Raw genomic sequence first — 14,580 nt, 5'->3', positions numbered from 1 at the left:
TTTTACGATTTTCGCTTTTGTGTCCTTGGTATGCGCTGTATCAATGACTCGATGGCTATTCGCGTTAAAAAATTGCGAGAAATTGTTACCAGGGCGCATAAATACGCACATCCGCTCTCGACGATGCGGCGCGTGATGCCTATTATGCATAGGTTTCGCTTTATTTATGGGGAGGAAGGTATGCGTTCAGCATTTTGGGTCGGATGTGCCGCGTTACTGTTGTCGGCATGCAGCAATGAACCTGTACAGCAGGCGACAGCGGCACACGTTACGCCGGGTATGCGGGCGGCTATGTCCAGTTCAGGTCAGGCCAACTGCGCAATGATCGGCGGTTCACTCTCCGTTGCCCGTCAGCTCGATGGCTCCGCCATCGGCATGTGCGCATTGCCAAATGGCAAACGCTGTAGTGAGCAGTCGCTTGCCGTAGGTTCGTGCGGAAGCTACTGAGTTATTCAACTCGCTTAAACATCAATGTTTTATTGGCTGTCGCCAGGGTTAACTGGTCTTCGGTCAGGTCTACCTGTGCGCCTGTGCGTAGCATATCGGCGATGGTCTGATCCAGTTCATTTAGCTGCGGCTCGGTGCAGAGTTTCCGCGTCATTGCCAGCGTTTTGACCGTCAACTCTCCTTCGGACAGTTTCCCCTGGCCGTTGAAGCCGTTGCACATTGTGCCTGAGACGACAATGTTGTTAATCAGGCTGATATTGGGTTGCGCACTGAAGCGAATTTCAGGCTGGGTTTTCCCGCCTTTAACCGCTTTTCCATCCACATTTTCCAGAACGAAACGATGATTCTCTAGCTGTTCGGTCTGAACGGAGGCTTTACCAGGATTAACGCATCCAGCCAGTGCGAAGCTGATTAAACTTACTGCCGCGAGCTTTTTCATTTTTTTTTCTCAAACTATCAATACCGTAAATATTTTTTCAGTGTAACCATACCCTCCTGAGTGTTAATGGGGTTTATCTGAAAGTGCGGGAAGGGACCGGGCGGCGGCGCACCCGGTCAGTGAGTTAGTGCGATTTAAATCCGGCTGCGGCCATCAGCATTTTAAAGAGCATACTTACGCAGGCCAGCGCCAGAACGCTGCCGCCCCAGATGATGGCAAGCCACATCAAACGTTTCCATACAGGTTGTTGCATCAGTGATAACCCTCCCCATGCTGTACTTTTCCGCGAAAAACGTAATAACTCCAGAAGGTGTAGACCAGAATCACGGGAATGATCAACAGTGCACCCACTAACATAAAGCCCTGGCTTTGGACTGGCGCAGCGGCCTGCCACAGGGTAATGTCCGGCGGGATAATATGCGGCCAGATGCTGATCCCAAGCCCGCTAAAGCCAAGAAAAACCAGCCCTAATGTCATAATAAACGGCAGAGTATGGCTCGCAGGATCGTTCAGGCAGCGCCACTGGCACAGACTCAGGATCGCAACCAGCGCAGGAACGGGCAGCAGATAAAACAGATTCGGCAGCGTAAACCAGCGCGCAGCAATAGCTGGTTGGGCGAGAGGGGTCCAGATACTGATTACTGCAATGAATACCAGAAGCAGGAGCAGAAGCACTTTCGATACCTGACGCATCCGCTGTTGCAGGGCATTTTCGCTTTTCATTACCAGCCACGTTGATCCTAACAGCGCGTAAGCCACTACAAGACCCGCACCGCAGAAAAAATTGAACGCGGTAAACCAGTCAAACGGACCACCGCTGTAAGCGCGACCAGTGACGCTGAACCCATGGATGACCGCGCCGACGGTGATGCCCTGGCTAAAGGTCGCCACAATTGATCCACCAATAAAGGCCTTATCCCAGAACGGGCGGTGCGCCGGAGTGGCCTTGAAGCGAAATTCGAAGGCGACGCCACGAAATATAAGCCCGATCAGCATTATTGTCAGTGGAATGGTTAGCGCGTCGATGATAACCGCATAGGCGAGAGGAAAGGCGCCAAACAGGGCCGCACCGCCAAGCACCAGCCAGGTTTCGTTGCCATCCCAGACGGGAGCCACGCTATTGACCATCACGTCGCGGTCGTCCGCATTCGGCGTTGCCGGAAACAGGATGCCTGTCCCCAAATCAAAACCGTCCATCACGATATACATCAACGTGGCGAAAACGATAATCACGAACCAGATAATGGAAAGATCGATACCCATTACGGTTACTCCTTAAATTCAGTGGTGACGGCAGAAAGCGGACGAGCAGGGCGGCCATCGGATTCAGTCGCGAAGGATTCATGGGGCTGCGGCCCTTTTTTAATCAGACGCACCATATAGCTGTAACCCACGCCGAATACCGCGGTATAAACCACGAAGAAGGCCAGCAAACTGACGCTCATGTGCAGATCGCCATGCGCGGAAACCGCATCCTTTGTACGCTGTAGACCATAGACGACCCAGGGCTGGCGGCCGACCTCCGTTGTTACCCATCCGGCGAGGATCGCGATCAGCCCGGACGGCCCCATCAGCAGGGCAAACCACAGGAAGGAACGTGAGGTATAAAGGCGCTGTTTATAACGCAGCCAGATTGCCGTCACGCCCAGGAGCAGCATCAACATTCCCAGGCCGGCCATGATGCGGAAAGACCAGAAGACAATGGTGGCGTTCGGGCGATCTTCTTTTGGGAACTCCTTCAATGCCGGAACCTGTTTATCGAGACTGTGGGTCAGGATCAGGCTGCCGAGAGCGGGAATTTCCAGGCCAAAACGGGTCCGTTCCTGCTCCATATCCGGCCAGCCAAATAGCAGCAGTGGGGTAGGCTCACCCGGCGGATTCTCCCAGTGGCCTTCTATGGCGGCTATTTTCGCTGGCTGGTGTTTTAAGGTGTTAAGCCCGTGCATATCCCCCACCAGCGCCTGGACGGGGGCCACGATCAACGTCATCCACAACGCCATGGAAAACATGGTGCGAATAGCGGGCGTATTGTTTCCGCGCAGCAAATGCCAGGCCGCGGAAGCACCGACAAACAGCGCGCTGCTGAGAAATGCCGCTATCGACATGTGCAGCAGGCGGTAAGGGAAGGAGGGGTTAAACACCACGGCAAACCAGTCCACCGGAACGACCTGACCGTTGATGATTTCATACCCTTGCGGTGTCTGCATCCAGCTGTTTGACGAGAGGATCCAGAACGTAGACATGAGGGTCCCCAGTGCGACCATGCAGGTCGAAAAGAAGTGCAGCCCCGGCCCGACCTTATTCCAGCCAAACAACATTACCCCGAGGAACCCCGCCTCAAGGAAGAACGCGGTAAGCACTTCATAGGTCAGCAGGGGGCCGGTAATACTGCCCGCGAACTGCGAAAACCCACTCCAGTTAGTGCCAAACTGATAAGCCATCACCAGGCCGGAGACCACGCCCATCCCAAAGTTGACGGCGAAGATCTTCGACCAGAAATGGTACAGCGAGCGCCAGACGGGATTTTTTGTTTTCAGCCACAGCCCTTCCAGCACGGCGAGATAGCTCGCCAGGCCAATGGTTATCGCCGGAAAAATAATATGAAAGGATACGGTAAAGGCGAACTGTATTCGCGCAAGATGAAACGCATCTAAACCAAACATGCACTGCCTCAATGTTAAACGGTGTACTGTTATGATAGAGAGGCGGCAAATGAGATATCAGAAGCAGAATTTGATAAATTATCTATAACAGTTGTGGGAAAAGCTTAACTTTATCTGGCTGATATAGTTAACAAGGAAGAATAAAAAATTTCTTTTTATGATTTTTACGCATTAATCAGCTTGCTTTGTCGCCAGCAACATGCGTTAATGGATTTCTGGTTTTGAATCCAAATAAATATCTGACGTAGTTTTATAAAGCAGTTCTCATCACGTTGTGCCTCTCCGCAGCCTCTCTTGGGTCTTTATCTACATTCCGATTAGTTTTGTATCGAACCATTTTTTGCCTGATCGGCTCATGAGTAATTTACGTTTTTACGTTCAAAGGAGAATCCTATGACTTCTTATATCCATTTCCGCTGCCCATGCTGTCATGGCTCGCAGTACCGCACCTCAGCTTTTGATGTGTCTGACAAAAATCCGTTCGGCGCGAAATGCATTTTCTGCAAATCGTCGATGATCACGCTCGACCACCTGGCCGCAGCGCGTTCTGCTCAGAATCACATTACAGAGTACCGCAAGTAATCTGCCGCGTTTCCTATAACAGTTAGCAAAATCTTCTCTTTTTCTCCTGCTGATATACACTGTCAGCAATAAGGAGAATCTGATGAAAAAATACCAGCGTCTGGCGCAACAAATTATCTCGCAGATTGAGCTTGGCGTATGGTTGCCGGGCGATAAGCTGCCTTCTCTGCGAGAGCAGGTGGCAAGCAGCGGCATGAGTTTTATGACCGTGGGCCACGCGTATCAGATGCTGGAAAGTCAGGGGCGCATTGTTGCCAGACCGCAGTCAGGCTATTACGTTGCCGCCCGCCCGACCACACACCAGCCTGCACCGCCCGCGCAGGTGATGCGCGATGAAGTGGTCGACATCAACACCTATATTTTCGACGTGCTACAGGCCAGCCGCGACCCCTCCGTTGTCCCTTTTGCCTCGGCATTTCCCGATCCGCGCCTTTTCCCGCTTCAGCAACTCAACCGATCGCTGGCTAACGTCAGCAAAACGGCTACCGCCATGAGCGTGATCGAAAACCTGCCGCCGGGTAACGTCGACTTACGTCATGCCATTGCCCGTCGCTACGCTCAGCAGGGAATGAATATCTCCCCGGATGAAATTGTGATCACCGCGGGCGCGCTTGAGGCGCTCAACCTCAGTTTGCAGGCTGTGACTGAACCAGGGGACTGGGTTATCGTTGAAAACCCCTGTTTTTATGGCGCACTCCAGGCGCTTGAACGTCTGAAACTGAAAGCGCTGTCGGTTGCCACTGACGTGCGTGAGGGCATCGATCTCAGTGCCCTTGAGCAGGCGTTAAATGATTATCCGGTGAAAGCCTGCTGGCTGATGACCAACAGTCAGAACCCGCTCGGCTTCACGCTGAGTGCAGAGAAGAAAGCTCAGCTGGTGGCCTTACTCACCCGGCATAACGTCACGCTGATTGAAGACGATGTTTACAGCGAACTCTACTTTGGCCGCGAAAAGCCGCTTCCGGCAAAGGCCTGGGATAAGCAGGATATGACGTTGCACTGCTCCTCATTCTCCAAGTGTCTGGTGGCCGGTTTCCGTATTGGCTGGGTGGCGGCGGGAAAACATGCGCGCCGTATTCAGCAGTTGCAGCTGATGAGTACGTTGTCCACCAGCTCTCCCATGCAACTGGCGCTGGTGGATTACCTGGCGACCAAACGTTACGACGCCCACCTTCGCCGTCTGCGACGCACGCTTGCTGAACGCAAACAGCAGGCCTGGCAATCGCTTTTGCGTCATATGCCTGCCGGCGTCAAAATCCATCATAACGACAGCGGCTATTTTTTATGGCTGGAACTGCCTGAACAGCTGGATGCGGGGCGGTTGAGTGAGAAGGCGTTAACCCATCAAATCAGCATTGCGCCCGGCAAGATGTTTTCCACCTCCAATATCTGGACACCGTTTTTCCGTTTCAATACCTCATGGGGCTGGGGCGAGCGGGAAGAGCAGGCGGTCATCCAGCTGGCGGGGTTAATCCGCGAAATGATGCTGCACCCAGTCACACCTTGATGAAAATTCCTGAAGCGACATAACGCGCAGTCTACCTTTAGTAAGGGAGCGCGGATTGGTAACGTGACGTTGTCACGTTTCTGCCCGCCAGAACGTGTGCTGACAGCGAAAACAATGTCGATTTCAACAGGACGATGCTATGCAAAATCAATTGCTGATTAATGGTGAACTGGTGACCGGCGAAGGTGAGAAGCAGGCGGTTTATAATCCTGCCACGGGTGAAGTGCTGCTGGAGATTGCTGAAGCGTCGGCAGCACAGGTGGACGCTGCCGTCCAGGCTGCCGATCGCGCGTTCACAGAGTGGGGACAAACGACGCCGAAAACGCGCGCCGAATGTCTGTTGAAACTGGCTGATGTGATAGAAGCCAACGCTGACGCGTTCGCAAAAGTGGAGTCCCTTAACTGCGGGAAACCGCTGCACTGTGTTCAGGGAGATGAGATCCCGGCCGTGGTCGATGTGTTTCGCTTCTTTGCCGGGGCCGCCCGCTGCCTGAACGGGCTGGCTGCCGGAGAATACCTCGAAGGACATACCTCAATGATCCGCCGCGACCCGGTTGGCGTTGTCGCCTCTATTGCGCCCTGGAACTACCCTCTGATGATGGCGGCGTGGAAGCTGGCGCCCGCGCTGGCGGCGGGAAACTGTGTCGTCATCAAGCCGTCTGAAATTACCCCGTTGACGGCGCTGAAGCTGGCGGAACTGGCGAAAGATATCTTCCCGCCAGGCGTGCTGAACGTGCTGTTTGGTCGCGGAAAAACCGTAGGAGATCCGCTGACCGGCCACGAAAAAGTCCGTATGGTTTCTCTCACCGGCTCTATTGCTACCGGAGAACATATTATCGGGCATACCGCATCTTCAGTTAAACGTACCCATATGGAATTGGGCGGAAAAGCCCCGGTCATTGTCTTTGACGATGCAGATTTGGATGCCGTGGTTGAAGGCGTGCGTACGTTTGGTTTCTACAATGCTGGTCAGGATTGTACCGCAGCCTGTCGTATCTATGCCCAGAAGGGGATTTACCCCGCGCTGGTCGAAAAGCTGGGCGCAGCCGTTGCCAGCCTGAAAATGGGCGCGCCGGACGATGCGTCAACCGAGCTGGGACCGCTCAGCTCCGCAGCGCATCTTTCCCGCGTTTGCGCTGCCGTGGACGAAGCCAAAACCCTTGGACATATCCGCGTCGTCACCGGTGGCAGTAAAAGTGAGGGGGCAGGATATTACTTCCAGCCAACGCTGCTGGCCGGGGCGAAGCAGGAAGATGCGATCGTCCAGCGAGAAGTGTTTGGCCCGGTGGTCAGTGTGACAGAATTTGAGGATGAAGCGCAGGTGCTGAACTGGGCTAACGATTCGCAATACGGCCTGGCCTCGTCCGTCTGGACAAAAGACGTCGGACGCGCCCATCGCCTCAGCGCACGGTTGCAGTATGGCTGCACCTGGGTCAATACCCATTTTATGCTGGTGAGCGAAATGCCGCACGGCGGGATGAAGTTATCCGGTTATGGCAAAGATATGTCGGTCTACGGACTTGAGGATTACACGGTAGTCCGGCATGTCATGATCAAACACTAAACCCTCATGCCCGGCGCAGTGCCGGGCGATTCAGCTTACCAGCCACAGACCTCGTGTTCATTTTCCGTATCGTAGGCGCGAACGGTGTTCACCAGATCCTTCACGACATCTGCCGCGACGTCCGGGATCAACAGCTCCATTGGCGCTTCTGTTTCATAATCCACCGACACGCCGTTGCTGTTGTTGGTGACGGTCACGGTATAGGTAGCCTTACCCATTATCTACTCCTTATGCGTATTGACCACTTTACCGATGCCCGCACCGCTGAGCGTGACGGCAGGATCCGCAAAAAAGTCGATATTAAAATAGGTGTCGTCGGTCAGTAGCTCAATGCGGTGCCATTTTTGCGGTGGGGAGATGCCAAAAGAACCGGCCTCAATAACCACTTCCAGATCGGGCTCGGTGGCGTCGCCATCGGCAAAGCCAAAGTAACGCACCGCACCCTGCATGACGGACAACCGACCGTACACGCCGGCTTTGGTGTTGTGATGGGTAAAAAGCGCTTTTGGGGCGGTCTCTTTATTCCAGAACGGCGTCGAGCGGGTATGAACAAAGTTTTCAGGAATACGTAACATAATAGTTTCCTTCATGTTGGCGGGCGCTTAAAGGGACTTAAGCACCTCAGGTTCAACAAAGAATTCAATATTGAACAGGGTGTCGTCGGTCATCACCTCAATGTGGTGCCATCTCTCTGGCGGGAAAACGCCGAAACGACCCGCTTCAATGACGAGCTCGCTGTCAGGCTCAGAGGTAAATTCATCAGCATAGCCCAGATAACGCACTGCGCCACGCATCACCGACAGGCGAGGGTAAACGCCCGGACGCGTGCCCGTATCCAGGTGGCGTTTAAAAATGCCGGCGGGGGCCGTTTCTTTGTTCCAGAAAGGCGTGGAACGGGTGTGAATGCAACTCTGCGGAATGCGTAGCATGTTTCCTCCCTTAAAAGCCTGCTGGTATTAAACTGCTTTCTGAGGGGATGGATTTATCAAAAAGTGCATTTAATATGCATCTTATCAATAATAACCGTTTTGCTTTACCCGGCGTTGTTACACAAGGTACTCAGTTGTTATTATCCTTAGTATTTAAGTGGTTATGATGTAACGAAAAAACTTGATCTGTGTCAACATATGACGCATATTGCGTGCGGTTATTTTTCGGCTCAGGTAAACAGAATGACGTTGTATCAAAAGATGTTGGTGTTCTACGCAATCATGGCCTCCATCTGCGCATTAATCACCTGGTTCCTGTCTAAAGATCGTAAACGTATTCGCCTGTTGAGCGCATTCCTGGTGGGTTCCACCTGGCCGATGAGCTTTCCTGTTGCCCTGTTGATCTCTCTTTTCTGAAGCACGCTTCCAGAATCGGCATCCAGACATAGCATTCCATACATTGAGGCTGTATAAATATACAGTCCGTCATACATGGAGTGCTTATGATCAGTTTCTATTCGCAGCAAGCAGGCTGCACTGTGCGCTGGCAAGATCTTCCCGGTGTCGGTGACCCGGTTGTGTTTATCCACGGGTTGGGCTGTGCATCGTCGTATGAATATCCTCGTTTTGTCTGTGATACCCGTTTCGGGGGGCGCAGAGCCATTCTGATCGATCTTCCCGGTAGCGGTTACAGTGACAAACCTGACAACTACCGTTATCGCACGAGCGAACAGGCGCAGGTGGTGGTTGAACTGTTAAACCATCTCGCCCTGGATAGTCTATGGCTGTATGGTCATAGCATGGGAGGGAGTATCGCGATCGAAACGGCAGCACTGTTAACGTCGCGCGTTAAGGGCCTGATAGTATCTGAACCCAATTTTCATGCGGGTGGCGGGATGTTCAGCCGAGCAATTGCGGCCCAAACGGAACAACATTTTCTGGCTCAGGGCTATGATGACATGCTGCGGGCGGAAACGTCGCCGTGGGCTGGAAGCCTTCAAAGCAATGCCCCCTGGGCCGTCTGGCGCGGCGCAACAAGCCTGGTCGAGGGCGTTAAACCTGACTGGGCACACCTGTTCTTGTCATTGAGCTGCCCGGTAATGTTAGTTTTTGGTGAGCGATCCCTGCCTGATGACGATTTTAATCGCCTGCAACAAAACAATGTTGCTGTAAAAATTATCCCTGATGCGGGCCATTCAATGTCCTGGGAAAACCCGTCAGCGTTGGCTCAGGCTTTATCTGGCTTCATAAACGGCTCATGAAGGGGTAGCCCGCATTGCTGCGGGCTGCAATGATTAAGACAGCAGGGCAGACAAGGCTTTCCGCGCAGCAGGCTGAACGTCATACGGGCACTGATAATCCACGTTTTCAATCGCGCGGGTGTAGAGCGCAACCAGCCAGTCATAAACATAGGCTGTCGCCGCATGGACAGGCTGCTCGCCAAGTCGGGTAAGACGGGGAGAAGCGCTGCTCACAACTGGCGTCACAAAAATTGGCTGACCTTTGCGGATCCGGCTTGCAGGCCGTTCAGAAACGGGCGTCATTTCATAGCCAAGCCAGCTAATGAAATTGCCTGTCGCGGCATGCAGCTGCGCGGCACTGCTTTTATCTTTTTCTGCAATGCGTTGCAGTTGCAGCGGCAGATCCAGCCGGTAGCTGGTAACGATCAGCACATCCGCAATCTGCTGTAATACCTCTGCGTCCAGGCCCAGACGGGCAGCCGCCGCGTCGTTGCGACTCCACTGACGAAGATGGTTAACCCACACGTTATGGGCCAGCCGCGCCTTGTCTTTGGTCTGCAACGCGCCTGGATTTTCCTGCGTCTCTTCCGCAAACAGATCGATAACATCGTTAAACAGGCCGTTGACCTGTTCCTCACGAGGCTGGTGAACGGTCAGCAGCGTCTCAAACGCGTTTAACGGCGGCAGAAGTCCCTTAAGCAGTTCACCATGACGAGCGGCACTGCCTTGCAGCGTTCGGACCATTTTTTCGGCCTGTGCCCGCCCTGCGCCTGGCTCCTGAGTGAGAGGCGCGACATATGGGCGAATCAGCGTCGACAGCGACTCTTGTAACAGCCTTTTCAGCGCGCGGAGACGCTTCTGGCGCTGTGCCGGCAGGGTAGCCTGCGACAGCCACTCAATCACCCGCTGCATGCTGTGGGTATCGAGCGCCTGGAGCGTGCCCCAGCGCAGACCCGGCTGGCCCAGCAATTGCTGCACCGCTTCGTCCAGATTCTGCTTTGTGGTAAACCGCGCATCATGAGGGGTAATGGCCCAGACCAGCCCCGGCAATGCGGATTCTTCAACCGGCTGCGTCTCTTTGACCCAGTTTTGCAGGAGCCTTGCCGTTTTCGCGGTCTGCTGGTGGTGCGCCGTCGCATTGCAGATAACCAGGACATCCGGCTGAATGTGCTGACGATAATGCTCCAGCAACCACAGGCATTTTGCCTGCATTATCAGCGGCGTGTTTTCCTCAGAAATGGCAGGGATATCAATGACGTCAACGTTATCCAGCACGCAGTTCTCAACGGGCAGCACCACTTCGCGGGTCAGAGATGCCAGTACATCGACGGGCAGGCTAATGGCGTTAAGCAGCTCGCCGTTTTTTACCGGATGAAGCAGTGTTTCCTGTGCTTCCGGCACGGTAAACGCCCCGTGCGTAAGGAAGCCTTCGCAGGGCAGACCAAAGCTGTCCACCAGCAGACTCAACGGCGCCGCAAGCGCGCTGGCATGGCTGGTTTGATGCAGCACCTGGGCGAATTTAAGCCACTGCTGGGTTAACTCCTGCTGCTCACCCCACAGCAGAGACCAGACGCTGGCGCGGGTGCTGAGATCAAGCGACGGAACCAGCAGGGCAAACTGGTGCCACAGGGCATCATCAATATGCTGCTTAGCGCCGGGTACTACGCTTTGCCAGAACCGGGCAATGGTCGCGACTTCCCGCGCCGTCATTCCCGGCACGCTCTGCGGTTGACGCAGTGCACGCCACTTCTCAAGCCGGGCTTCAATCACCAATTTATCCACCGCGCGGATCTGCGGATCCAGCGTGGTGCGCGCGATAAACAGCTGCACCAGCTCGGCCTCCGTTACCAGGCGTAGGCGCAGGGGAAACGCGTCGTCTGCGACCTCGCGGGACGCTCTGCTGAAACGCACGGCCATGTTGGTCGGTGCATGCCCGGGGTTAATATGCGAGAAGTAATCAAACGTGCGTTGACCCGGCGTAACGTTCAGCCGTTCGTCCCCGCTGCCGCAAAGAGCAGCCAGCAGGTGCGCTTTCGCGGCCTGCGAGTGGCCATATAAGCCGATACTGCCTTGGCTGACAAGGGCGCGATCGAGCGCCTCTTCACGCGCGCTTACTGCGTTAAGGCGGGCAAGCAGGGCGTCGGCTTCGTTATCAAGCATCGGGGCGTGCTGTCGCGTCTCGTTGATCCACCCGATTAAGGCCTGAGTGGTGGCAGTCGTCGCAGTCATTTGAGGTATACGCTCCCGCTGTCGATCCAGTAGTGGCTGCCGCTGTGTCGGCGATCGGCCAGAGTATTCAGTTTAAAGGTCAGGGCATCCGGCGGCACGGGCGTGCCGTCCTGTAGCCAGGCATCACTCAGCTCGAAAGATTCCGGGCCTTCCTGCTTAGTGCCGCCACGCAGCTTCAGGCGCACGTTCAGTACGCCGTCGCCCGCAATGGCTTTCGCCAGCTCGGCTGAGTTGATGCTCAGGGTATAGAGCGGCGTCGCGGGCCAGCGGGCATTGGCCAACTGCCGGAAGCCGAGCGTAACGTTGCCGCGCAGCGGGAAGTGCAGACGGGCGTCCAGTTTCGCGCCGGGTTTATCGAGGTCGATATCGTGATACCAGACGTTCTCGTCCCGCAGGGTATTGATCGTGTTATCCAGCACGCCCAGATAGCGCACCGTAGAATACGCGCCGATATCCGCTGCTTTAAAGTTAAAGCGCGGCAGACGAAGATCCAGCGCCAGGCTACAGAGCATCGCTCCCACCGCAGCGGTGGATTTCGGGTTGCCGATCCGTCCCTGCTGGCTGAACGGATACCATTCATGAACCTGGTATTTATCCAGCCAGACGATGCGGTTGACGGGCACCGGTTGCAGGTGGCGAATCAAGGCCTGAACGCCCGGCAGACAGCCCGGCCGTCCCGTGATCAGCAGGATATCGCAGCTGTAATGAGAGATCGCCTCACATACCGCATGAAGCGGGGCGGCAAGCGTGAACTGACCCGCCAGCATGGCGTCCCGCATCTCCCGGAAGCTGACGTGCAGCGGTACGCTGAACAGATCAAAGTGTTCTGAGCCGGCAGGCAACGCATGGTCGATCGCCTGCTGGAGATAATTCATCACGTTGCGCGTCGGTTTTTGCGCAAGCAGATCGCCAAAGGTGGCATGCAGCCCGGCCAGCGGATCGTCAACATCGCTCGATTCCCACGCCGCCAGGATCGCGTGACCGATCGGCATAAAGAGCTGAAGCGCCGTCTGCTGGCGCAGGACCGCCTGGGTATCGATCCGCCCGGAGTCACCGAACAGGGATGCCATCAGCTGGGAGGCATCGGCTATGCCGGATTTCTGAAGCTGGGTTTGCAGGGCGGGCAGAACGTAGCGCTGGATCACGTCCAGCAGCGTGTCGTCACCGGCTACCTTAAACCCTTCGCGGAACAGCAGCTGCGGGGTGATTTTGACGTTATTCCCGGAACCATCATCTAACTGATAGTGCGTGATGGCCATATCCGTCGTGCCGCCGCCGATATCAATCGAGGCCACGCGCAGCGCACGCCCCGGCTGGACGCCAGGCTCAGGCGCGCGATCCGGACGGGCGAGGGAGGCGAAAAAGGCCTCGGTCTGGCCACCAAAATGGGAAATGGCTTCGTTATACAGCCACACCAGCTGGCCGCAGCTGGCCTCGTCCCACTCCATCTGGATCTCAGGGACCGGCACCACGCTTTTTTCCTGCTGCTTGCGGCTGGCAAAATCTTCATCCTGCGGGTGCCAGCCCATCGCTTTCCAGACGATGGCGATGGCTTCGAACATGCGGCGACGGAAAATCTCGCGCTCCTGTTTCGGCATCGCCGACGGCAGGGTGAGGATCAGCGTCCGCAACTGGCGGGGAGAGGCCGGGAAGCCGAGCCGCAGGCGGGTGGCCACGCTGTTAATCTGGCCAAGCGCCTGAGCCAGCAGCTCGCAGAGCATGTGCGTCATCAGGGTGCTGCGGCTGTACTGCGGAGAGAACACCGGCAGGCGCTCATCCTGCGGCAGCGTAAAGAGCGGTTCCCCGTCGTCGTTCATCAGGTTCATCAGCGGAAACGCAGTTGCCAGCGGTTCGCGCTGGGTTTTGCTGTTCATCTGGCTAAAGCGCCAGTCCTGCACCACCGGCGTCTCGTCCCACAGATAGCGACGCGGGCTGGAAATGCCGCTGTTGCCTTCGGTGCCCAGACGCTGCATTGCCAGCTTACGCGCTTCATCACCCACGCGGACAATCGACGGCCAGACGAATGCATCCTCACGGCCGCTTTCCACCGAGAAGTGTTGCTTGCCAAAACGCGCTTCGGAAAACTCAAGACGGCTGGTAAACAGCGGCTCATTCAGGAACTGCGGCTCACTCAGCGATCGTACCTGAAGTTCAGCCGTCTGACGCAGGCCGTCGTTGGCATCACCATGATCTTCAATAATCACGCCGCAGGTGTGGGTGTTGCCTACGTCAAGGATCAAATCGACAGGAATAGCAGGGGTGCTCAGGGTATGGGTGACAAACTTCACTTCCGGCACGGTGAGTTGTTCACCGAGCATGGAGAGCAGGTTGAGCCAGTGCGCCTGATATTCAAAGCTGCGCATGGCCTGATGCAGCTCGCGCTCGGAGCGTTTTTCAACCCCGTCGGCAAACTGCGTGAAGGCTTCACGGAGCCAGCCGTCAATCCAGGTCTGGTCGAGGAAACTTTCAACCTCACTGTCGCGCCAGGCGAGCGCGAAACGTGTGCCGTTCAGGATATCGTTTTCAACCGGCGACAGGGCAGACGTCGCATGCTCTGCAATCTGGCTGTCGAGCGCGACGGTGACCCGGTGCGTATTGCCAGCTACGTCGGGCGTGGAAAGCTTTCGTACCTGGACGCGCGCCCAGTTATCCGGGCCTTCAACAAACGTCCGCGGCGGGTTAAAGCGCAGGAAAGGGATCGGCAGCCAGACGCCGTCCAGCACGGTCAGGGAGTCATGCAGTGGAATGGTGCTTTCAGGCTTGACCACTTCCGGCTGCCCGCCATCGGTGGCAGGGAGCGTGTACCGGCCGTTAACCAGGTCAAAATCCAGACGCAGCAGCGGGCCATTTGCCGTTTTACGCACGAAACGCCCGTTGCTGGCGGTGTCCTGCGGAGTCAGGCCAAAATCGAGAAACTGCACGCCGCTGTTAGCAATCAGCGTCACGCTCTGTTTATAGTCGCAAAGATTAACCAGCATA

The 14,580-nt window shown here is 55.6% G+C and carries 15 protein-coding genes; 6 read left to right on the top strand and 9 right to left on the bottom strand.

Annotated features, from left to right (window positions below; translation table 11 throughout):
• Positions 1–180: 180 nt before the first annotated feature.
• Complete coding sequence (locus AC4OVU_RS11760) at positions 181–447, top strand: putative hemolysin (protein WP_003856935.1); 267 nt, start codon at positions 181–183, stop codon at positions 445–447.
• 1 nt (position 448) lies between these two features.
• On the opposite strand, the gene hslJ is transcribed toward AC4OVU_RS11760, so the two are convergent.
• From hslJ to AC4OVU_RS11740, 4 genes are all read right to left on the bottom strand, one after another.
• Entirely contained in the window at positions 449–886 is a 438-nt protein-coding gene (gene hslJ / locus AC4OVU_RS11755) for a heat shock protein HslJ (RefSeq protein ID WP_491928687.1), read from the bottom strand.
• 124 nt (positions 887–1,010) lie between these two features.
• Positions 1,011–1,139 carry a DUF2474 domain-containing protein gene (locus tag AC4OVU_RS11750; RefSeq protein WP_017693358.1) on the bottom strand — a complete coding sequence of 43 codons (129 nt, stop codon included), beginning with the start codon at positions 1,137–1,139 and terminating at the stop codon, positions 1,011–1,013.
• The gene (cydB, locus tag AC4OVU_RS11745; protein ID WP_045907296.1) at positions 1,139–2,149 is read right to left on the bottom strand and encodes a cytochrome d ubiquinol oxidase subunit II; all 1,011 of its coding nucleotides are present in this window, start codon (positions 2,147–2,149) and stop codon (positions 1,139–1,141) included. The genes AC4OVU_RS11750 and cydB overlap by 1 nt, the downstream gene beginning before the upstream one ends.
• 5 nt (positions 2,150–2,154) lie before the next feature.
• A complete protein-coding gene (locus AC4OVU_RS11740; RefSeq protein WP_015570438.1) occupies positions 2,155–3,549 on the bottom strand; it encodes a cytochrome ubiquinol oxidase subunit I in 1,395 nt (464 codons plus the stop codon).
• 393 nt (positions 3,550–3,942) lie between these two features.
• On the opposite strand from AC4OVU_RS11740, the gene ymcF reads away from it, so the two are divergent.
• The 3 genes from ymcF to patD all read left to right on the top strand — a co-directional run bounded on the left by ymcF (position 3,943) and on the right by patD (position 7,202).
• Positions 3,943–4,131 (top strand): cold shock small protein YmcF, encoded by a 189-nt coding sequence (gene ymcF / locus AC4OVU_RS11735; RefSeq protein ID WP_017693360.1) that lies wholly within the window; start codon positions 3,943–3,945, stop codon positions 4,129–4,131.
• An 82-nt stretch (positions 4,132–4,213) separates the two neighbouring features.
• Positions 4,214–5,638: an aminotransferase-like domain-containing protein gene (locus tag AC4OVU_RS11730; RefSeq protein WP_023303801.1), complete on the top strand. Its 1,425-nt coding sequence runs from the start codon at positions 4,214–4,216 to the stop codon at positions 5,636–5,638.
• A 139-nt stretch (positions 5,639–5,777) separates the two neighbouring features.
• Complete coding sequence (patD, locus tag AC4OVU_RS11725) at positions 5,778–7,202, top strand: aminobutyraldehyde dehydrogenase (RefSeq protein WP_023303800.1); 1,425 nt, start codon at positions 5,778–5,780, stop codon at positions 7,200–7,202.
• Between the two features lie 35 nt (positions 7,203–7,237).
• Here patD and AC4OVU_RS11720 read toward each other — a convergent pair whose 3' ends face one another.
• Genes AC4OVU_RS11720 through AC4OVU_RS11710 form a run of 3 tightly spaced genes read right to left on the bottom strand, consistent with a single transcriptional unit; the run spans position 7,238 to position 8,131 of the window.
• Positions 7,238–7,420, bottom strand: a complete 183-nt coding sequence (locus tag AC4OVU_RS11720; RefSeq protein ID WP_003856955.1) for a DUF1869 domain-containing protein — start codon at positions 7,418–7,420, stop codon at positions 7,238–7,240.
• A 3-nt stretch (positions 7,421–7,423) separates the two neighbouring features.
• Positions 7,424–7,777, bottom strand: a complete 354-nt coding sequence (locus AC4OVU_RS11715; protein WP_003856958.1) for a TehB family protein — start codon at positions 7,775–7,777, stop codon at positions 7,424–7,426.
• Positions 7,778–7,804: 27 nt separating this feature from the next.
• Entirely contained in the window at positions 7,805–8,131 is a 327-nt protein-coding gene (locus AC4OVU_RS11710) for a TehB family protein (RefSeq protein ID WP_023303799.1), read from the bottom strand.
• Between the two features lie 243 nt (positions 8,132–8,374).
• Here AC4OVU_RS11710 and AC4OVU_RS11705 point away from each other — a divergent pair, with 243 nt between their 5' ends.
• Both AC4OVU_RS11705 and AC4OVU_RS11700 read left to right on the top strand, forming a co-directional pair.
• Positions 8,375–8,548: a GhoT/OrtT family toxin gene (locus AC4OVU_RS11705; protein WP_003856960.1), complete on the top strand. Its 174-nt coding sequence runs from the start codon at positions 8,375–8,377 to the stop codon at positions 8,546–8,548.
• A gap of 86 nt (positions 8,549–8,634) precedes the next feature.
• Complete coding sequence (locus AC4OVU_RS11700) at positions 8,635–9,393, top strand: alpha/beta fold hydrolase (RefSeq protein WP_110292923.1); 759 nt, start codon at positions 8,635–8,637, stop codon at positions 9,391–9,393.
• Positions 9,394–9,426: 33 nt separating this feature from the next.
• Here AC4OVU_RS11700 and AC4OVU_RS11695 read toward each other — a convergent pair whose 3' ends face one another.
• Complete coding sequence (locus AC4OVU_RS11695; protein WP_110292924.1) at positions 9,427–11,601, bottom strand: virulence factor SrfC family protein; 2,175 nt, start codon at positions 11,599–11,601, stop codon at positions 9,427–9,429.
• Entirely contained in the window at positions 11,598–14,579 is a 2,982-nt protein-coding gene (locus AC4OVU_RS11690; RefSeq protein WP_129541435.1) for a virulence factor SrfB, read from the bottom strand. The genes AC4OVU_RS11695 and AC4OVU_RS11690 overlap by 4 nt, the downstream gene beginning before the upstream one ends.
• Position 14,580 lies beyond the last annotated feature (1 nt).

It is taken from the genome of Enterobacter sp. 6722112 (assembly GCF_058661685.1).
Note: the sequence above shows the minus strand (reverse complement) of the source record. Positions and strands in the feature narration are given on the sequence as shown.

What these genes read in the sequence shown, in the direction of transcription:
- AC4OVU_RS11760 (WP_003856935.1), top strand. Translation starts at nt 181, where the DNA reads ATGCGTTCAGCATTTTGGGTCGGATGTGCCGCGTTACTGTTGTCGGCA.
- hslJ (WP_491928687.1), bottom strand. Translation starts at nt 886, where the DNA reads ATGAAAAAGCTCGCGGCAGTAAGTTTAATCAGCTTCGCACTGGCTGGA.
- AC4OVU_RS11750 (WP_017693358.1), bottom strand. Translation starts at nt 1,139, where the DNA reads ATGCAACAACCTGTATGGAAACGTTTGATGTGGCTTGCCATCATCTGG.
- cydB (WP_045907296.1), bottom strand. Translation starts at nt 2,149, where the DNA reads ATGGGTATCGATCTTTCCATTATCTGGTTCGTGATTATCGTTTTCGCC.
- AC4OVU_RS11740 (WP_015570438.1), bottom strand. Translation starts at nt 3,549, where the DNA reads ATGTTTGGTTTAGATGCGTTTCATCTTGCGCGAATACAGTTCGCCTTT.
- ymcF (WP_017693360.1), top strand. Translation starts at nt 3,943, where the DNA reads ATGACTTCTTATATCCATTTCCGCTGCCCATGCTGTCATGGCTCGCAG.
- AC4OVU_RS11730 (WP_023303801.1), top strand. Translation starts at nt 4,214, where the DNA reads ATGAAAAAATACCAGCGTCTGGCGCAACAAATTATCTCGCAGATTGAG.
- patD (WP_023303800.1), top strand. Translation starts at nt 5,778, where the DNA reads ATGCAAAATCAATTGCTGATTAATGGTGAACTGGTGACCGGCGAAGGT.
- AC4OVU_RS11720 (WP_003856955.1), bottom strand. Translation starts at nt 7,420, where the DNA reads ATGGGTAAGGCTACCTATACCGTGACCGTCACCAACAACAGCAACGGC.
- AC4OVU_RS11715 (WP_003856958.1), bottom strand. Translation starts at nt 7,777, where the DNA reads ATGTTACGTATTCCTGAAAACTTTGTTCATACCCGCTCGACGCCGTTC.
- AC4OVU_RS11710 (WP_023303799.1), bottom strand. Translation starts at nt 8,131, where the DNA reads ATGCTACGCATTCCGCAGAGTTGCATTCACACCCGTTCCACGCCTTTC.
- AC4OVU_RS11705 (WP_003856960.1), top strand. Translation starts at nt 8,375, where the DNA reads ATGACGTTGTATCAAAAGATGTTGGTGTTCTACGCAATCATGGCCTCC.
- AC4OVU_RS11700 (WP_110292923.1), top strand. Translation starts at nt 8,635, where the DNA reads ATGATCAGTTTCTATTCGCAGCAAGCAGGCTGCACTGTGCGCTGGCAA.
- AC4OVU_RS11695 (WP_110292924.1), bottom strand. Translation starts at nt 11,601, where the DNA reads ATGACTGCGACGACTGCCACCACTCAGGCCTTAATCGGGTGGATCAAC.
- AC4OVU_RS11690 (WP_129541435.1), bottom strand. Translation starts at nt 14,579, where the DNA reads ATGCTGGTTAATCTTTGCGACTATAAACAGAGCGTGACGCTGATTGCT.